18 protein-coding genes are annotated in these 17,431 nt (G+C 61.0%); 9 read left to right on the top strand and 9 right to left on the bottom strand.

From position 1 onward, the window contains the following. Positions 1 to 3: 3 nt before the first annotated feature. The 3 genes from HYE77_RS05610 to HYE77_RS05620 form a co-directional block, all read right to left on the bottom strand. The gene (locus HYE77_RS05610; protein ID WP_087692433.1) at positions 4 to 429 is read right to left on the bottom strand and encodes an N-acetyltransferase; all 426 of its coding nucleotides are present in this window, start codon (positions 427 to 429) and stop codon (positions 4 to 6) included. Then, the gene (locus HYE77_RS05615; RefSeq protein ID WP_177068538.1) at positions 426 to 917 is read right to left on the bottom strand and encodes a GNAT family N-acetyltransferase; all 492 of its coding nucleotides are present in this window, start codon (positions 915 to 917) and stop codon (positions 426 to 428) included. Before HYE77_RS05615 ends, HYE77_RS05610 begins: the two co-directional genes overlap by 4 nt. 221 nt (positions 918 to 1,138) lie before the next feature. After that, on the bottom strand, positions 1,139 to 2,554 hold the full coding sequence (locus tag HYE77_RS05620) for a cytosine permease (RefSeq protein WP_008435358.1): 1,416 nt from the start codon (positions 2,552 to 2,554) through the stop codon (positions 1,139 to 1,141). A gap of 251 nt (positions 2,555 to 2,805) precedes the next feature. On the opposite strand from HYE77_RS05620, the gene HYE77_RS05625 reads away from it, so the two are divergent. Further along, complete coding sequence (locus tag HYE77_RS05625) at positions 2,806 to 3,717, top strand: LysR substrate-binding domain-containing protein (RefSeq protein WP_003210159.1); 912 nt, start codon at positions 2,806 to 2,808, stop codon at positions 3,715 to 3,717. Between the two features lie 117 nt (positions 3,718 to 3,834). Here HYE77_RS05625 and argE read toward each other — a convergent pair whose 3' ends face one another. The 4 genes from argE to HYE77_RS05645 are packed head-to-tail and all read right to left on the bottom strand — an operon-like array spanning position 3,835 to position 7,437. Further along, on the bottom strand, positions 3,835 to 4,980 hold the full coding sequence (gene argE, locus HYE77_RS05630; protein ID WP_102606138.1) for an acetylornithine deacetylase: 1,146 nt from the start codon (positions 4,978 to 4,980) through the stop codon (positions 3,835 to 3,837). Next, positions 4,977 to 5,654, bottom strand: coding sequence for a DUF1028 domain-containing protein (locus HYE77_RS05635; RefSeq protein WP_177068539.1), 678 nt, complete (start codon positions 5,652 to 5,654; stop codon positions 4,977 to 4,979). Before HYE77_RS05635 ends, argE begins: the two co-directional genes overlap by 4 nt. Positions 5,655 to 5,670: 16 nt before the next feature. Then, complete coding sequence (locus HYE77_RS05640; protein WP_003207327.1) at positions 5,671 to 6,081, bottom strand: RidA family protein; 411 nt, start codon at positions 6,079 to 6,081, stop codon at positions 5,671 to 5,673. Positions 6,082 to 6,105: 24 nt separating this feature from the next. Continuing rightward, the gene (locus tag HYE77_RS05645; protein WP_371316147.1) at positions 6,106 to 7,437 is read right to left on the bottom strand and encodes a flavin-containing monooxygenase; all 1,332 of its coding nucleotides are present in this window, start codon (positions 7,435 to 7,437) and stop codon (positions 6,106 to 6,108) included. Between the two features lie 153 nt (positions 7,438 to 7,590). Between HYE77_RS05645 and HYE77_RS05650 the strand changes: the two genes are divergently transcribed. From HYE77_RS05650 to HYE77_RS05675, 6 genes are all read left to right on the top strand, one after another. After that, positions 7,591 to 8,430, top strand: coding sequence for a helix-turn-helix transcriptional regulator (locus tag HYE77_RS05650; protein ID WP_177022031.1), 840 nt, complete (start codon positions 7,591 to 7,593; stop codon positions 8,428 to 8,430). Positions 8,431 to 8,476: 46 nt separating this feature from the next. Further along, positions 8,477 to 9,859: an aspartate aminotransferase family protein gene (locus tag HYE77_RS05655; protein ID WP_008435341.1), complete on the top strand. Its 1,383-nt coding sequence runs from the start codon at positions 8,477 to 8,479 to the stop codon at positions 9,857 to 9,859. Between the two features lie 119 nt (positions 9,860 to 9,978). Then, positions 9,979 to 11,358, top strand: coding sequence for an APC family permease (locus HYE77_RS05660; protein WP_177068540.1), 1,380 nt, complete (start codon positions 9,979 to 9,981; stop codon positions 11,356 to 11,358). 39 nt (positions 11,359 to 11,397) lie between these two features. After that, a complete protein-coding gene (locus tag HYE77_RS05665) occupies positions 11,398 to 12,888 on the top strand; it encodes an aldehyde dehydrogenase (protein ID WP_177068541.1) in 1,491 nt (496 codons plus the stop codon). Between the two features lie 27 nt (positions 12,889 to 12,915). After that, a complete protein-coding gene (locus HYE77_RS05670; protein WP_256343956.1) occupies positions 12,916 to 13,413 on the top strand; it encodes a GNAT family N-acetyltransferase in 498 nt (165 codons plus the stop codon). Between the two features lie 17 nt (positions 13,414 to 13,430). Next, a complete protein-coding gene (locus tag HYE77_RS05675) occupies positions 13,431 to 13,907 on the top strand; it encodes a GNAT family N-acetyltransferase (protein ID WP_177068542.1) in 477 nt (158 codons plus the stop codon). Positions 13,908 to 14,069: 162 nt separating this feature from the next. Here HYE77_RS05675 and HYE77_RS05680 read toward each other — a convergent pair whose 3' ends face one another. Next, positions 14,070 to 14,558, bottom strand: coding sequence for an HIT family protein (locus HYE77_RS05680; RefSeq protein WP_003207341.1), 489 nt, complete (start codon positions 14,556 to 14,558; stop codon positions 14,070 to 14,072). Between the two features lie 141 nt (positions 14,559 to 14,699). On the opposite strand from HYE77_RS05680, the gene HYE77_RS05685 reads away from it, so the two are divergent. Then, positions 14,700 to 15,029, top strand: coding sequence for a DHCW motif cupin fold protein (locus HYE77_RS05685; protein ID WP_087692424.1), 330 nt, complete (start codon positions 14,700 to 14,702; stop codon positions 15,027 to 15,029). A 14-nt stretch (positions 15,030 to 15,043) separates the two neighbouring features. On the opposite strand, the gene HYE77_RS05690 is transcribed toward HYE77_RS05685, so the two are convergent. Continuing rightward, positions 15,044 to 15,958 (bottom strand): LysR family transcriptional regulator, encoded by a 915-nt coding sequence (locus HYE77_RS05690; RefSeq protein WP_003207349.1) that lies wholly within the window; start codon positions 15,956 to 15,958, stop codon positions 15,044 to 15,046. A gap of 118 nt (positions 15,959 to 16,076) precedes the next feature. On the opposite strand from HYE77_RS05690, the gene HYE77_RS05695 reads away from it, so the two are divergent. Further along, on the top strand, positions 16,077 to 17,309 hold the full coding sequence (locus tag HYE77_RS05695) for a cation:dicarboxylate symporter family transporter (RefSeq protein WP_177068543.1): 1,233 nt from the start codon (positions 16,077 to 16,079) through the stop codon (positions 17,307 to 17,309). The last annotated feature ends 122 nt before the right edge of the window (positions 17,310 to 17,431 follow it).

Here is a 17,431-nt window from a genome sequence, read left to right on the forward strand (position 1 = left end):
TCCTCAGAGCATTTTGCTCAGGAACACCCGGCTGCTGCCTTCCGGGTCGCACGGGATTTCACCAAACCGCACCCAGCCATTCTTCTCGTAAAACTCCGGGGCCTGGAAACTGAGGGTGTACAGCATCGCCGAGCGGCAGCCACGATGACGGGCTTCGTCTTCGAATGCTTTCAGCAGCGTTGTGCCCAGGCCTGAGCCACGCAGGGCCTCGGGCAGATAAAACAGGTCGAGAAAGGCCATGCCGAGGCTGGTTTTTCCGGTGATGCCGCCGAGGGTTTCACCGGTGTCGGGATCCTTGATCAGCACCGTCAACGGACGTCGGTCATTGGACCCGGTGACGTGCTCGTTGAAGGCGGCGAGGCCGCTGCCCAGGAGCTGCTCGGCTTTGGCGTCTGGCTGGTCGCCGACCTCAATCAGATGCGGCTTCATAGATCCATCACCATCTCATGCCACGCCATCCCGCCATGGTCCGACGCCGACGGCTGCACATAGCGATAGCCCATGCGCTTATACAGCTCCACATGCCGGTCCTTGCACATCAGGTGAATGGTCTTCTTGCCCATCGCCTGCATGCGCTGCACGAACTCCGTCATCAAGCGCGTGGAGTAGCCCTTGCCTTGCTGGGCGGGATCCACCACCACCGACATGATCACCACATTCGGCGCATCGGCTGAATGCCCGACCAACTCCTTGAAGGCCTCATCCGACATCACCACTTCATCGGCGCAACCGCAGTTGATGAAACCGACCACAACACCATCCGCCTCCAGAATCAGAAAGCCTTGCGGGTACAGCGCAATGCGCGTGGCGATCTTTCCCAGGGTCGCGGCTTCATCGCCTTCGTAGGCCGAGATTTCGATCTCGTAGCAACGGTTGGCGTCTGCGGGGTTGGCGTTACGGAAGGTGAGGGCGTGCATTGGGTTACCGGAGAAGTTGAACGACGGCCCCCATGATAAAGAAAGAACACCCCGACAGCACCGCCGAACACAAAACCCACTCACACCACCGACCCCCTGTGGGAGCCGTCGAGCTTTAGCGAGGCCGCGATGGCGGCCTTCCTGGCACCATCAATATTCGCCAAGCCGGATAACTGGAAAACCCGCAAATGCGGGTTTTCTCGTAACTGAGCCAGGCTCTATTAAACCCCACCCACCAACTTCCCCCCCTCCAACCGACGCTTATACGCACTGTCCCGACTCGCCAACCAGAAATACAACGGCGACGTCACCACCAACCCCACCAACCAGGACAAATCCGCCCCGTTGATATGCGCCGAAATCGGCCCGACATACAGCGGCGTATTCATAAACGGAATCTGCACCACAATCCCCACCGCATAGGCCACCAGCGCCTGGGGGTTGTACCGCCCGTAGATCCCTCCATCCACGCGAAAGATCGAACCGATGTCGTACTTGCCCTTATGGATCGCATAGAAGTCGATCAGGTTGATCGCCGTCCACGGCACCAGTACCACCAGCAGCACCAGCACCATGTCCACGAAGTGCCCGATAAAATCCTTCGACGCAAACACCGCCGCAATCGAGCACGCCGCCAGCACCAGCACCGAGATCACGGCACGCGCCTTGGCGGTCGGGATCCAGCGGTAGGCAAAGGTCTGTACCAGGGTGATCAATGACAGCACGGCGCCGTACAGGTTAAGTGCGTTGTGGCTGATCACGCTGAGCAGGAACAGCAACAGCATCAGCGGGCCAATGGAGCCGGTCGCCAGTTTGACTGCGTCCATGGTGTCCATGCCCACCGGCGTAGCCAGTACCGCAACCGCACCAAAGATGAACGACAGGCTGGAACCGAGCACGGTGCCCAGATAGGTGGTCCAGAAGGTCGACGCCACCGGCACATCCGCCGGCAGGTAGCGCGAATAGTCCGAAACGTACGGCGCAAACGCGATTTGCCACAGCGCGGCCAGCGACACGGTGGCCAGCCAGCCGGAAATGTTGAAGTTACCGCGTGTCAGGAAGTCGGCCGTTTGCACATGGGTGAAGATGTAGCCGAAACCCAGCACGATGCCCGCGCCCAGCACCCAGGTGCCGATGCGGTTGAGGACGTGGATAAAGCGGTAGCCGATGATGCCGATGATCCCCGAGCCGATGGCGCCGATGACGATGCCTACCGGTACCGGGATCACGTCGACGACGCCGTGCAGGGATTTGCCCGCCAGTACGATGTTGGAGGCGAAGAAGCCGATGTACATCACGCCGGCGATCACCACCACCAGCAGTGCGCCGAGGGAGCCGAACTGGGCGCGGCTCTGGATCATTTGCGGGATGCCCATCTGCGGGCCCTGGGCCGAGTGCAGCGCCATCAGCACGCCGCCGACGAGGTGGCCGACGAGGATGGCGATGATGCCCCACACCAGGTTCAGGCCGAACAGTTGCACGGCCAGCGCGCCGGTGACGATGGGCAACGGCGCAATGTTGCCGCCGAACCACAGGGTGAACAGGTCTCTTACCTTTCCGTGGCGATCTTCCGGGGGCACGTATCCAATCGTGTGTTTTTCGATAAGCGGGGCGGAGGATGTTGCAGTGGTAACCATGACGAGCTCCAAGGCAAGGTGAGTACGTTGACGTACTTCGCTGGGCGGCGCGTGTGCGTCGCTTTTGTTGTTGGAGTGATCATGTGCAATGGTCACAGGGAGGTAAATTAGTAAGTTTGTTGCTATAGACCTTAAAAATAATATCTCGCGGGGTTTTTTGCTCCGGTATGTTGCATGCACTTGAATCAGTGTGAAAAAGCCGATTTTCACGCACTTGTTTGGGGCGAAATCCCACGTTTATGGAGGTCCCGATGGCTGCCTATAACCTGCGCCAGCTCAGATATTTTGTAACCACGGCCGAGTGCGGCAGCGTGGCAGAGGCCTCGCGCAAGCTCTATATCGCGCAACCGTCGGTGTCGACGGCCATCAAGCAGTTGGAAGACAGCTTCGGTGTGCAGCTGTTTATCCGCCATCACGCCCAAGGGGTGTCGCTGACGCCAAGCGGTGCGCGGTTCTATCGTAAAGCCCTGGAGCTGCTGCGGGTGGCCCATGAGTTTGAGCAGAACGCCCTGGCAGACAATGACGTGGTGGCGGGGCAGATCGATATCGGTTGCTTCGAAACCGTGGCACCGCTGTATTTGCCGCGCTTGATTGCCGGTTTCAGGGAGCGTTGGCCGGGGGTGGAAATCCGTCTGCGCGATGGCGAACAACAGGAACTGGTGCAGGCGCTGACGGCCGGCAGTATCGATGTGGCGATGCTGTTTGAGCATGACCTTGGCAGCGCCATCGAGACCACGCCGCTGATGCCGCCGCAGCAACCCTATGCGTTGCTGCCGGCGGATCACCGGTTTGCGCAGCAGGCCAAGGTGTCGTTGGCGGACTTGGTGCTGGAACCGATGATTTTGCTGGATGTGCTGCCGAGCCGGACGTACTTCGTAAGCATCTTTGAAGAGCGTGGGCTGACGCCGAATATTGTCTTCAGTTCGCCGTCGATCGAGATGGTGCGCGGGATGGTGGGGCGCGGGTTCGGGTTTTCGATCCTGGTGACCAAGCCGTTTTCGCCGTATTCCTATGACGGGCAGAAACTGGTGTGCGTGCCGTTGGCGGAGACGGTGACGGGGTCGGGATTGTCGGCGGTGTGGTTGCGGCGGGCGCCGTTGACCAAGCCGGTGCAGTTGTTTGTGGAGTATTGCCGGGAAGAGCTGGCGCGGTTGTTAGGTTAGACACAGAACTAAAATGTGGGAGCGGGCTTGCTCGCGAAAGCGGTGGATCAGTCAATACATCGGGTGACTGTCGCACCGCATTCGCGAGCAAGCCCGCTCCCACATTTGGCCCGCGTTTCAGGCGCGAATCGAGTCGAGCATGCGCAACAACATGGCATCGCAAGCCTTCAGTTGCGCAACACTCACAAACTCATCCGGCTTATGCCCCTGGTCCATGCTCCCAGGCCCGCACACCACCGTCGGAATGCCCGCCGCATCAAACAACCCACCCTCGGTCCCGAACGCCACGGTGCCAAATTCCCGCGAGCCGCAAAACGCCGCAATCAGCTCCGCCGCCTGGCTGCGCTGGTCGGTGGCCAGCCCTGGGTACGCCGACAACTCACTGAAGCGAATCGCACTCTGCCGGCTCACCGCCTGCATCCGCGGCAACACCTGCTGCATCGCATAGGCTTGCAGCTCCTCGGCCACTTCACCCGGGTCCATCGAGGGCAGGGCGCGCACTTCAAAGTCAAAACGGCAATCGGCAGGTACGATATTCAACGCCTTGCCCCCGGAGATTACCCCGGTTTGCACGGTGCTGAACGGCGGGTCAAAGCGCTCGTCCTGATGCACCTTGAGCCGCTGGCCGATTCGCCCCAGCTCACCAATCAACTCGGCCGCATACTCGATCGCATTCACGCCCTGGGGCGCATACGCCGAATGGCAGGCCTCACCATGCACTTCACAGCGCATGGCGAGCTTGCCTTTATGGCCCAGCACCGGCTTCAACTCGGTGGGCTCGCCGATAATGCACAGCAGCGGTTTCACCGGCCATTGTTCCAGCACCTTGAGCAACGAACGCACCCCAAGGCAGCCGACTTCCTCGTCGTAGGACAGGGCGATGTGCACCGGCATGCGCAAGTCTGCGCTTGCCAAGGCCGGCACCAGCGCCAGTACACAGGCGATGTAGCCCTTCATGTCCGCCGTGCCCCGGCCAAACAGCTTGCCGTCGCGTTCGGTCAACTCAAACGGCGGCAACGTCCACGGCTGGCCATCTACCGGCACCACATCGGTGTGCCCCGACAGCACAATCCCGGGCACATTCGCCGGGCCGAGGGTGGCGAACAGATTGGCCTTGCTGCGCTCATCGTTGTAGATCAACTCGCAAGGCACGCCGAACCCTGCCAGGTAATCGCGCACGAACTCGATCAGCTTCAGGTTGGATTCGCGGCTGGTGGTATCAAACCCCACCAGCGCCTGCAGCAGTTCGCGGCTGGTGCTCATCGGTCGTCTCCGGCCACGCCGTAGCCAGGGGAGCGGTCCGGGGCGAGGGCGCGGTCGATGTAGTCCTGCACCTGTGGACGGTAGGCGTCCCAGAGCTTTTGCAGCTCGGCGATCGGCTGCTCGTCGGCCCAATCCACCCGCAGGTTGATGATCGGCCAGGTCAGCTCGCCCACCACCACCAGCGCGGCGGAATGCACCGGCCCGGCTTCGCCCCCGGCGGCAATGGCCGCATGCATCGCGGCCAGCAGGCGGTCTGCCAGTTGGCCTTCGCCTTGCTCGAAGGCCTTGACCATCGCCTCGATCACCGCGCGGTCGGCGAGCATATTGCCGGCGGCCACGCACTGTTCGCCCGACACCGCATGGTGGGTGCCAAGGGTTTCGTTGCCGCTGAAATGCACCGTGCGCCCGAGGTGATCAATCGCCGTCAGTTGCCGGTATTGGCTGTAGCCGTTGCGGGTCAGGGCCTTGTCTACGGCATCGGCAGGGGCAAGACCTTGCTCCAATAGATCGAGTACGTCCGGGCCGAGGGCGGGCAGGGTGATGTTCTGGGTCGAGACCGCACCCACGCCGGGCCGCAGCCATGGGCAGCGGGCGCCTACGGCGATGCTCGATGAGCTGATGGCAATGCCCATCTGGCCGGTTTCCGCGCAGCGGGCGACGATTGAAAAGGTCATGTCGTGCCTCCTTGGATTACTCGGGGATGACTGCAATCACGTCGATTTCCATCAGCCACTGTGGCTGGCCCAGGGCCGAAACCACCAACCCGGTGGAGATCGGGAACACGCCTTTTAGCCACTTGCCGACTTCCTGGTACACCGGCTCGCGGTAGCGCGGGTCGATCAGGTAGGTGGTGGTCTTGACGATGTGGCTCAGGTCGCTGCCGGCCTCTTCCAGCAGTTGCTTGACGTTTTTCATTGCCTGTTCGGCTTGCGCGCGCGGGTCGCCAAGGCCGATCAGGTTGCCGTCGAAATCGGTGCCCACCTGGCCCCGTACATACACCGTGTTGCCGGCGCGTACGGCCTGGCACAGGTCATTGTCCAGGCTCTGGTTAGGGTAGGTTTCCTTGGTGTTGAACATGCGGATGCGAGTGTGAGTAGGCATCAAAAAAACTCCAGAAAAAAGTGATCAGGCGCTGACAGGTGAGGTGTGAACAACCGGTGCGGGCTCGCGGTATTCAAGGTATTGACGCTGGATGGCGATATGGTCGGCCACGTACTTGGCGTCATGCCACACCCCCCAGATAAACGACGAACCCCGGCGCGACTGCCATGGCAAACCGAGGAAGTAGATGCCCGACTCGCTGGCCACGCCGCGCTGGTGCTGTGGCTTGCCGGCGGCGTCAAATGCATCGACCTTCAGCCAGCTGTAATCCACGGCAAACCCGGTGGCCCAGATGATTGAAGTGATACCGGCCTTGGCCAGGTCCAGTTCCAGGATCGGGTGCTTGATGCACTCGGCATCGGGGAACACGCGACGCGCTTCGGGCTCTGGCGGCAGGTCGAGGCCGTTGCGCTCGATATAGGCATCCGCCGCATCCAGCAGGGCCAGGTAGTTCTCATCGCCGCGGGCCAGGTTTTCCACCAGGTTGGGTTGGAAGCTCGCAACGCTGCCGTTGAAGGATTGGGTCAGGCCGACCAGGGTCATGCCTTGCTGGGCCAGCTCGCGGAAGTCGATGGTCTTGCCGCCGTGGGCGCCGCTCACCGCAATGGTCACGTGCTCGCGGCCGGGTTTCATCGCGGCCTGGTCCCACTCACCCAACACGCCCAGCCACCAGCAGAAATCGCGGTTGCGATAGGCACGCGGTGGGCGGTCGTGAGCACCCACCGACAGGTACACCTGGCGCCCGGAGCGTTGCAGTTCATCGGCGATCTGCACCCCGGAGGAACCCGCCCCCACCACCAGCACCGCGCCGGCCGGCAGTTGCGCGGGGTTGCGGTAGTCGGCGGAGTGGATCTGGTGCAGCGCGCTGTCTTGAGGGGCAATCGCCGGAATCACCGGCTTCTGAAACGGCCCGGTGGCCGCCACCACGCGGTTGGCTTCGATCACGCCTTCGCTGGTGTGGATGGTAAAGCCAGGACGACCGACATTGCGCACCACCGAGGTCACGTCGACGCCGGTGCGAATCGGTGCATTGAACTTGCGTGCATAGGCTTCGAAGTAGTCCGCCACGCGCTCTTTCGGCGCAAAGCCATCGGGGGCGACGTTATCGAAGGCCAGGCCCGGAAAACGGTCATGCCAGGCCGGGCCGTTGGCGACCAGCGAGTCCCAGCGGCCGGTGCGCCAGCGCTCGGCGATACGGCTGCGCTCCAGCACCAGGTGCGGCACGCCTTGCTTGCTCAGGTGCTCGCTCATGGCGACGCCAGCCTGACCGGCTCCCACCACCAGCGTGTCTGTTTTTGTTATTGCTTGAGTCATGTGTCTGTCCTTGCGTAATGCAGTTGGATTCAGCTTGGGCATGGCTTCAAGGCTAGGGGGAGCGCGGTTTTTAATAAAATATTATTAAGCTGGGAAGTGAGCATAAATATCGGATGCAGGCTCACCCTATCGGGTGATTTCGAGGATGGAGCGGGTGTGCAACCATCCTTGCAGTTCTTTCAGCGAGTGTTTGAAGTGGAAAACGACCGGCTTTCTTCTGCGCAATGGTTCGAACAGATGGCCCGGGTGACCGATAGCATCGGGCAATCGGGGTTCGCCGCGACCTTGTTCGAGGCTCTCGGTTATCTCCAGCCGATCCAGGCCACCACGCTGTATTTCTACCCGCGCGGCGGCATGCCCAGTGCGCTGTTCGAGCTGGACGGGCCATGGTTGCCACAAGGCAATGTGCGCCAGTACCTGTCGGGGTTTTATCTGCTCGACCCGTTTTACGGGGCCTGTGTGGAGGGCGTCAGCTCCGGGTGTTACGAGCTGGCCGAGGTCGCCCCCGATCACTTCGAGCTCAGCGAATACTTCCAGTCGTTTTACCGCCACTCGCATCTGGAGGATGAGCTGAACTACATCCTGCAGTCGAGCAACGGCTCGAGCCTGGCGGTGTCGCTGGCCTTTACGCAAAAGCTCGACGCCACCATCACCGGCCAATTCAAACGCATCGCGCCGTGGGTGCTGGCGGTGCTGGGCAAGCATTTCGTTGGCCTGGATGCCCAGGGGGCGCGATTCGAAAACCTGCTGGAGCAGCGCATTCACTCGGCGCTGAACAACTTCGGCTCGTCGATATTGACCGAGCGGGAATGCCGGATCGCCCAACTGATCCTGCGCGGGCATTCCACCCGTTCGCTGGCCGAACGCCTCGACGTCTCGGAAGACACCATCAAGTCCCACCGCAAACACATCTACACCAAGCTCGATATCGGCGCGCAATCGGAATTGTTTGCCCTGTTTATCGATTCGCTGGCCGAAGCCCAGGGAGTGCTGAGCAAAGACCCCCTTGAAAGCTACATGAGCAAGCACCGCTGAGCGGCGTTGCTCGCCCTTGCGTCACTACTAATAAGAGAGAAATACCATGAACGTACCCGCCCAACTGAACCGCCTGACCGAGGACTACCAGAAGTCGGATGCGGCCCACCACATCCATGCATTTGTCGATCAAAAAGCGCTGAATGCCGAAGGCCCGCGGGTGATGGTGCGCGGTGAGGGCCTTTACCTGTGGGACAGCGAAGGCAAGCGTTACCTGGACGGCATGTCGGGCCTGTGGTGCACCCAGCTGGGTTACGGTCGCAGGGACTTGACCGCTGCCGCCGCCGCCCAGATGGACCAGTTGGCGTACTACAACATGTTCTTCCACACCACCCACCCGGCGGTGATCGAGCTGTCGGAGTTGCTCTTCAGCCTGTTGCCGGGCCACTACAGCCACGTGATCTACACCAACTCCGGCTCCGAGGCCAACGAAGTACTGATCCGTACCGTGCGCCGTTACTGGCAAGTGGTCGGCCAACCGCAGAAAAAAATCATGATCGGGCGCTGGAATGGTTATCACGGCTCCACGCTGGCGGCGTCTGCCCTGGGCGGCATGAAGTTCATGCACGAGATGGGCGGCCTGATTCCCGACGTGGCACACATTGACGAACCCTACTGGTACGCCCATGGCGGTGAGCTGACGCCTGCCGAGTTCGGCCGCCGCTGCGCCTTGCAGCTGGAAGAGAAAATCCTCGAGCTGGGCGCTGAAAACGTCGCCGGGTTTATCGCCGAGCCGTTCCAGGGCGCGGGCGGCATGATCTTCCCGCCGGAAAGCTACTGGCCCGAGATCCAGCGCATTTGCCGGCAATACGATGTGCTGCTGTGTGCCGATGAGGTGATTGGTGGCTTTGGCCGTACCGGCGAATGGTTCGCCCATCAACACTTCGGTTTCGAGCCCGACACCCTGTCCATCGCCAAGGGCCTGACCTCCGGTTACCTGCCGATGGGTGGCCTGGTGCTGAGCAAGCGCGTGGCCGATGCGCTGGTGGAGCGCGGCGGCGTGTTTGCCCACGGGCTGACCTATTCCGGGCACCCGGTGGCGGCGGCGGTGGCGCTGGCCAACCTCAAGGCGCTGCGGGACGAAGGCATCGTGCGCCAGGTGAAGAACGACACCGGACCGTACCTGCAAAAAATCCTCCATGAAGTGTTTGGCAATCACCCGATGATCGGCGAGATCCAGGGCACGGGCCTGCTCGCGGCCTTGCAGTTCGCTGAAGACAAGAGCACCCGCAAGCGCTTCGAGAACGAAAATGACCTGGCCTGGCAGTGCCGCACGTTTGGTTTCGAAGAGGGCGTAATCATTCGCTCGACGCTGGGCCGCATGATCATGGCGCCAGCACTGGTGGCCACGCGCACTGAGCTGGACGAGCTGGTTGAAAAGACCCGCATCGCCGTGGATCGCACCGCACGGATCGCGGGAAAACTCTGAAGTGACCAGCGCGCCACCCCAGGCGAGGGGTGGTGCGCAACCTCCATCAGGCAACGCTGAACGGCATCGATGCCATCGAATGCCGCGACGCCCTGCATCCCCATTTCCAGGAGTCACCCATGAATACAATAACAAACGTGACCGATACACCCGCTCATCAATCCTCACCCAAAGCCGCCTCGTCCCGCCGCTTCCGTCAGCCGCTGGGTCTTATCGGGCTGGTGCTGTTCGGCCTGGCGTACATGGTGCCGCTGGCGGTGTTTACCACCTACGGCCTGGTAACCCAAATGACCAAGGGCCACTTGCCGACCGCCTACATGCTGACTCTCGCCGCCATGCTGCTGACGGCCTACAGCTATGGGCGCATGGTCCAGGCGCATCCCTATTCGGGCTCGGTCTACTCTTACACCCGAAAGGCGTTTGGCGCTTACTTCGGCTTCATCGCCGGGTGGACCCTGTTGCTGGACTACATCTTCCTGCCGTTGCTCAGCTATTTGCTGATCGGCATCTACATGTCCGAGTGTTTTCCCGGGGTGCCGACCGCCGTGTGGGTGCTCGGCTCGATTGCCCTGGTGACCACGCTGAACCTGGTGGGCATCGAGTCCATCACCCGGGTCAACTGGATACTCATCGTCGCTCAGTTGGTGTTCATCGTGGTGTTCGTGGCGTTGTCGGTGCACACCCTGAGCGAGCAGTCCGCACCCGTGTCGCTGCTGGCGCCATTCCACCATGAAGGCTTCAGCGCGCCGCTGATCATGGCGGGCGCCGCGGTGCTGTGCCTGTCGTTTCTTGGCTTCGATGCGGTGTCGACCATGGCCGAGGAAACCCCCAACCCACGCCGCACCATCCCGTTAGCGATCATGGTGGTGTCGCTGTTCGGCGGACTGCTGTTCCTGCTGGTTTCGTATTTCGCGCAAATGGTGTTCCCGCAATGGAACAGCTTCGTCGACCCGGATGCCGCCTCGGTGGATGTGATGCGCCGGGTGGGCGGCGAACTGCTGGTGACCGCCTTTACCGCAACCTATGTCGCCGGTTGCTTCGCCTCGGCGATGGTCTCCCAGGCCAGTGTGTCGCGGGTGCTGTTCGCCATGGGGCGTGACGGCGCGCTGCCCCGCGTACTCGGCAAGCTGGTGACGAAAAAGCGCGTGCCCGCCACGGCCATCGTGCTGGTCAGCCTGTTCTCGCTGATTGCCTTGTTCATCACGCTGGATACCGTCGCCAACATGATCAGCTTCGGTGCGCTGTTTGCGTTCTCGGCGGTGAACCTGGCGGTGATCAAGCACTACCTGGTCGACCAGAAGTTGCGCGGCACCAGGAACTACTTGCTGTACGCCGTTGTGCCGGCGCTTGGGTTCCTCAGCACGATCTGGCTATGGAGCAGCCTTTCCAGCCTGTCGTTCACCATCGGCCTGTGCTGGATGGGGCTTGGGCTCCTGTGCCTGCTGGGCATCACGCGGGGGCTGCGCGTGAAGATGCCGGAACTGCAGATCGCCGAGTGAACCCCTCGTTTATCCATCGCCATTCATTGGGAGTACAACGTGTTCGACCTTAACTACTGGCAACAGCGTGTTGCCCGCCAGACGTTCATCAACACCGCCCTGATCGGTGGCCGCTCAGTGAATGCGGCATCCGGGGCGACCTTCGATGCCATTAACCCTGCGACCCAGCAGTTGCTGTCGCGGGTTGCAGCCTGCGGTGACGCAGAAGTCGACCTGGCCGTGCGCGGCGCACGCCAGGCCTTCGAGACCGGCCCCTGGCGACGGATGCCGCCGGTGGAGCGCAAGAAAATTTTGATCAGGCTCTCCGAATTACTGATGACCCACCGCGAGGAACTGGCGCTGCTCGATTCGCTGAACATGGGCAAGCCGGTGATGGACGCCTACAACGTTGACGTGCCCGGCGCCGCCAATGTGTTTGCCTGGTACGGCGAAGCCCTCGACAAGCTCTACGATCAAGTCGCGCCCACCGCTCACAACGCGTTGGCAACCATCACGCGTGAAGCACTGGGGGTGATCGCGGCGGTGGTGCCGTGGAACTTCCCGCTCGACATGGCCGCCTGGAAACTCGCGCCGGCGTTGGCGGCCGGTAACAGCGTGGTCTTGAAACCTGCCGAGCAGTCGCCGTTTTCTGCCCTGCGCCTGGCCCAGCTTGCCCTGGAAGCCGGTGTCCCGGAAGGTGTGTTGAATGTAGTGCCCGGCCTCGGCGACAGTGCCGGCAAGGCCCTGGGGCTGCACCCCGACGTGGATTGCCTGGTGTTCACCGGCTCCACTCAGGTGGGCAAATACTTCATGCAGTACTCCGCCCAGTCCAACCTGAAACAGGTGTGGCTGGAGTGTGGCGGCAAGAGCCCGAACCTGGTGTTTGAGGACTGCCAGGACCTTGACCTTGCGGCGGAGAAGGCCGCCTTCGGCATCTTTTTCAACCAGGGCGAAGTGTGTTCGGCCAACTCCCGTCTCTACGTGCAACGCTCCATCCATGACGAATTCGTCGAGCGCCTGATCGCCAAGTCGCGCGCCTGGATGCCGGGTGATCCGCTGGACCCGGGCAGTGCGGCCGGTGCCATCGTCGACAGTCAGCAAACCGCACGCATCATGCACGCCATCAGCCAGGCCCAGGGGGAGGGCGCCAGGCTGTTGTGCGGTGGCGAACAGTTGGCCATCAATGGCTCCTCCAACTTCATCCAGCCAACCATTTTTGCCGACGTGACCCGCGACATGGCCCTGTCCCGTGATGAAGTGTTCGGCCCGGTGCTTGCCGTCAGCGCTTTCGACACGGAAGAGCAGGCGATACAGCAGGCCAACGACAGCCTCTACGGCCTGGCGGCCTCGGTATGGAGTGATGACCTCAACCGTGCGCACCGCGTGGCCCGTGCCCTGAATGCCGGGACGGTGTCGGTCAACACCATCGACGCCCTGGATGTGGCGGTGCCGTTCGGTGGTGGCAAGCAATCCGGGTTCGGGCGTGATTTGTCGCTGCACGCTTTTGACAAGTACACGCAGCTGAAAACCACCTGGTTTCAGCTGCGTTGACTCAAGCGGTTATCCGGTCGTGTATTTATGCGTGCGCGACCGGCACAACTACAGGCAAAATCAGTGCGAACTCAGAGGGCTTTGAACACCATGGTCACTATTCGCGTAATGAGCACTGCCGACTACGACGCCGTGCTCGAACTGATGCAGAAAACGCCTGGCATCTCCCTGCGCGATGCCGACTCCCGCGAGGCCACTGAGCGTTACCTGGAGCGCAATCCAGGCATGAGTTTCGTCGCCGAGGTCGATGGGGGGCTGGTTGGGTGCGTGATGTGCGGGCACGATGGCCGGCGCGGGTATTTGCAGCACCTGCTGGTGCTGCCCGCGTATCGGCGCCAGGGTATTGCGAACGCGTTGGTTGAGCGCTGCCTCACCCGCCTGGCGCAATTGGGCATCCGCAAATGCCACCTGGATGTGTTCAAGACCAACGACAGCGCTGCCCGTTATTGGCAGGGCCAGGGCTGGCAGTTGAGGACCGATATTGATCGCTATTCGTTTACCCGACCGGGTGACGAGAACGCCTGACGTCCATGGAGGGACAGATGCTCGAGATACGACGCGCCACGCTGGAAGATGCACAGGCAGCCTTCGACATTCGCCTGTTGGCCATACGCAGCCAATGCATCGGCGCCTATACGTCCGAGCAGATGATGTTGTGGACGCAAGGCGCAGCCAAGGACGGTTACGACACGCTGATGGACAAGCATTTTTACCTGGGATTTGTCGACGGTGAGCCGGTCGCTACCGGCATGCTGGATCTGGCGAACAACGAAATCGGTGCGCTGTTTGTGCTGCCCGGGTTTACCGGACGCGGGATTGGCAAGCAGATACTGGCGTATCTGGAAGCGTTGGCGCAGGAATTGGGGATCGAGGAAGTGATCCTGGACGCGACGTTGAACGCGGCGGATTTTTATCGACGGTGTGGGTATGTGGGCGATGAGCAGGCGATCTACCACTCGCCATCGGGGTTGCAGTTGGCCTGTATTCCTATGTGTAAACACCTGCGCCGTTTGCGCTGACACGGAAAAACTGTGGTGAGGGCGCTTGCTGTGGCGAGGGAGCTTGCTCCCGCTGGGTCGCGAAGCTGCCCCAATAAAGCTATCGCAATCTGACTGAAAGAACTCGCTGACCTTCCTGGGGCTGCTGCGCAGCCCAGCGGGAGCAAGCTCCCTCGCCACAGGTCATGTGTCGTCCTGGGTATTGAACTCCGTACGCAAACACCTGATCACCTCGCTCACCGAAGCTCCTTGAACCACCGGCGGCGTAGGGCTCTCACCAAACTCCCGCCAGATAAAAAGCGTCAGCTCCGCACCGTCGGTAGCCTTCTGCTGCGTCCCGAAATTCTGCAACACCCGATAGCGCTCATCCTGCCAGAACAGCGCTTCAACCCATCCATACACCGGTATGAAATGAAAGTGCAGCGGGAAGCCCGGCATATGCCCGAACCGGCTGATGTAAAGCCACTTGGGCTTCAACTGAGCCTCCATGACCCGCTGGGTTTTGGCCAGCAACCCACCCAGCTCCGCGAGCGCCGCATCGGGCATCTCGGCCAGTGAGTCAACCGGCGCCTTGGCACCCAGCATCAGGTAGCCCGGCAGTGCGGATGACAGGTGGTGATTGAGCAGCCAGTGCTCGGTCTCATGCACAACAAAGGATGGATCGATCTTCATCGACGGGCTTCCATGCGAAGAGGCTTGGCAGGATACCAAGAGTCATCGCCCTGTATCCCGCAAATGCAGCGGATCTGTCTCTATCGCGGCATTCACCTTATGGATACGGTTCATCCATACCTATTCAATGCCGAGAAAACCATGGACCTGACCGCAATCCCCTTTGGCACCACCGACTGGTCGACCCTCGAGCCGGTGATGCATCCCGGCGAAACCGGCAGTGCGTATTGGCGCACTTGCCAGTTCGGTTCAACCCGTGTGCGCATGGTCGAATACAGCGCCGGTTACCTGGCGGATCACTGGTGTTGGCGCGGGCATATCCTCCTGTGCCTGGAAGGTGAGCTGCACACCGAGCTGGAGGATGGCCGGCAGTTCACGCTGACTGCCGGGATGAGTTATCAGGTGGGCAATGACATGGAGGGGCATCGTTCCTCCACTGCCATTGGCGCAAAGTTATTTGTGGTCGATTGACGTTCCATCGCCCTTCAACCCTTGCGATAAACCCCCGCCAACTCCCGCGCCAGCCCAATGAAATTCTGCAACGGCGTCGACGGATTGAACGCGCGCCGCACCAGGGTGATCGGTGCCAGCAACCTTGGCCGTGCATCGCTGATCCGGCAGTACACCACGCTTTCGCGATGCACGTCGCGCATCGACGCCGGCACCACCGAGATGCCTTCGCCTGCGGCCACCAGGCTGACGTTGGTCAGCATGCGCTCCACTTCAAAGGCAATCTTCGGCTCGAAGCCGGCGTTCTGGCAGGCCTTGATCAGGTTGGCGTACATCCCCGGCGCGCCGGGGCGGCGGACCAGGATGAAGCGTTCGTCCTTGAGGTCGGCCATGGTGATTTTTGGCTCGGCACCCTTGAGCAGCGCATGCCCGACGGGCAGGGTCAGCAGCATTTCTTCGTTGAGCAATCGGTGGAACGTGAGGCTTTGGTGGTCGCCCACCGGTGCGCGGAGGATGCCGATGTCGATGCGTTTTTCGATGGTGTCTTCGGTGACTTCCCGGGCGCTGCCTTCGTTGATCGAGAGCTCCACGCCCGGGTATTGCTCGCGGTAGGCGCGGATGATTCGCGGGATCAGCGGGTGGGCGGCGGCGGAACTGGTGAAGGCAATGACCAACGTGCCTTCGATACCCTGGGCAGCGCGAGCCGCCTTGAGGGAACCTTGCTCGACGCGGGCGAGGATCACTCGCGCTTCATCGAGAAACACCAGCCCGCCGGCAGTCAGGTCGACGCCCTTGGGGTGGCGCTTGAACAGGTCGAATCCCAGCTCTTGTTCGAGGGCACGTATCTGTTGGCTGAGGGGCGGCTGCTGCATGTTCAGGCGAGCGGCGGCGCGGGTGAAATGTCGCTCTTCGGCCACCATGATGAAATAACGTAAATGGCGAAGTTCCATGGTGGTATATCCCGTGACAAGACTTTATTATTTGTGGCCTGAGTGCGCCTTGGCGACCAATATGCCGAAAGTGGCCTGATCCGACAATAACAATAAATAAAAAGACCATGGAGCATTGATGCCAACCCGACTTGCCAATAATGCTACCTTGCCTATTTTGATTGCCATTGCTCTTGGCATGGTTGTAGGGCTGTTTTATCCGGGCGTGGCAATCGAGATGAAGCTGCTCAGTGACGCCTTTATAAAAGTGGTCGGGTTACTGATGCCATTTCTGTTGTTTGTGCTGGTGTCGACCGGTGTCGCAGGTATCAAGCGCGAGCCCCACCATCGGCATGTAGTGGGGCGGATCGTGGTGTATTTCCAGCTGATGTCCCTTGCTGCATTGGTGTTGGGAATGTCGACGGGGTGGTTGTTCAGCCTGGATCATACGGCAGTGGCCAACCTGGATTTTGATCATCTGACACCGCCTGCCGCGCCCGAAACGCTGCTGCACGAGCTGTCGATGACCTCGATTTCGTCCAGTCTTTACAAGGTTTTCACCCAAAGCCTGGTGCTCCAGGTGATGCTGGTGGCGGTGCTGTGCGGCCTGCTGCTGGGGCGTGGCGGCCAGGTCGCAAACCGCTGCCTCGGTTGGCTGGAAGCGGCGGTCGCCGGGTTGTTCTGGTTGCTGCGGTTTATCCTGAAGTTCGCACCGCTGGCGGCGTTTGGGGCGATGGCATTTGTGGTGGGAAAGTACGGTTTAAGTTCGGTGCTGCCGCTCTTGAAGTTCATTGTTGTTATTTACCTGGTTTGCGCGGTGTTCGTCATTCTAGTGTTCGCCACGATTACCCGCCTGCTCGGCGTTAAATTGAGTAGGCTAATTTCTTACTTGAAAGAAGAGTTGTTGTTGGTGACGTTCACCGGCTCTTCAGTGGCCGCACTTCCAGGTTGCGTCAGCAAACTTGAGGCGCTGGGCTGTGATCGCCAATTAGTGCGCCTGGTGTTGACCACCGGGTATACGTTCAACTTGGCCGGTACCAATCTTTACCTGACCACTGCCATTATGTTCCTGGCGCACCTCGCCGGGGTGGAGATTGCCGTGCCCGAGTTGCTGGCGGTGCTGGTGATCTGCCTGTTTACCTCGCTGGGGTCTACCAGTGTCGCGGGCTCGGCGCTGTTTACCCTGATTGCTACCTTGAACATCCTGCAACTGGTGCCGCTGGAAGGGGTGGGGTTGCTGTTGGGAGTGGAGCGGCTGATGAAGTGTCGGTCGTTGACCAATGTGCTGGGCAATTGTGTGGCGTGCCTGGCGATATGCGGGTGGCAGAAGTCGATTGACCATGAGGTGTTGAAGCGGGAACTGAGTCACTGAGCCGAACATGCTTTCCAGACCCAAACGCGGTCAAATGTGGGAGCGGGCTTGCTCGCGAATGCGGTGGGTCAGCCAATAAATCTGCTAACTGATACACCGCCTTCGCGAGCAAGCCCGCTCCC

The sequence above is a fragment of the Pseudomonas sp. IPO3774 genome (assembly GCF_013386835.1).
Classification (GTDB): Bacteria; Pseudomonadota; Gammaproteobacteria; order Pseudomonadales; family Pseudomonadaceae; genus Aquipseudomonas.

What these genes read in the sequence shown, in the direction of transcription:
- HYE77_RS05610 (WP_087692433.1), bottom strand. Translation starts at nt 429, where the DNA reads ATGAAGCCGCATCTGATTGAGGTCGGCGACCAGCCAGACGCCAAAGCC.
- HYE77_RS05615 (WP_177068538.1), bottom strand. Translation starts at nt 917, where the DNA reads ATGCACGCCCTCACCTTCCGTAACGCCAACCCCGCAGACGCCAACCGT.
- HYE77_RS05620 (WP_008435358.1), bottom strand. Translation starts at nt 2,554, where the DNA reads ATGGTTACCACTGCAACATCCTCCGCCCCGCTTATCGAAAAACACACG.
- HYE77_RS05625 (WP_003210159.1), top strand. Translation starts at nt 2,806, where the DNA reads ATGGCTGCCTATAACCTGCGCCAGCTCAGATATTTTGTAACCACGGCC.
- argE (WP_102606138.1), bottom strand. Translation starts at nt 4,980, where the DNA reads ATGAGCACCAGCCGCGAACTGCTGCAGGCGCTGGTGGGGTTTGATACC.
- HYE77_RS05635 (WP_177068539.1), bottom strand. Translation starts at nt 5,654, where the DNA reads ATGACCTTTTCAATCGTCGCCCGCTGCGCGGAAACCGGCCAGATGGGC.
- HYE77_RS05640 (WP_003207327.1), bottom strand. Translation starts at nt 6,081, where the DNA reads ATGCCTACTCACACTCGCATCCGCATGTTCAACACCAAGGAAACCTAC.
- HYE77_RS05645 (WP_371316147.1), bottom strand. Translation starts at nt 7,437, where the DNA reads ATGCCCAAGCTGAATCCAACTGCATTACGCAAGGACAGACACATGACT.
- HYE77_RS05655 (WP_008435341.1), top strand. Translation starts at nt 8,477, where the DNA reads ATGAACGTACCCGCCCAACTGAACCGCCTGACCGAGGACTACCAGAAG.
- HYE77_RS05660 (WP_177068540.1), top strand. Translation starts at nt 9,979, where the DNA reads ATGAATACAATAACAAACGTGACCGATACACCCGCTCATCAATCCTCA.
- HYE77_RS05670 (WP_256343956.1), top strand. Translation starts at nt 12,916, where the DNA reads ATGCGTGCGCGACCGGCACAACTACAGGCAAAATCAGTGCGAACTCAG.
- HYE77_RS05675 (WP_177068542.1), top strand. Translation starts at nt 13,431, where the DNA reads ATGCTCGAGATACGACGCGCCACGCTGGAAGATGCACAGGCAGCCTTC.
- HYE77_RS05680 (WP_003207341.1), bottom strand. Translation starts at nt 14,558, where the DNA reads ATGAAGATCGATCCATCCTTTGTTGTGCATGAGACCGAGCACTGGCTG.
- HYE77_RS05685 (WP_087692424.1), top strand. Translation starts at nt 14,700, where the DNA reads ATGGACCTGACCGCAATCCCCTTTGGCACCACCGACTGGTCGACCCTC.
- HYE77_RS05690 (WP_003207349.1), bottom strand. Translation starts at nt 15,958, where the DNA reads ATGGAACTTCGCCATTTACGTTATTTCATCATGGTGGCCGAAGAGCGA.
- HYE77_RS05695 (WP_177068543.1), top strand. Translation starts at nt 16,077, where the DNA reads ATGCCAACCCGACTTGCCAATAATGCTACCTTGCCTATTTTGATTGCC.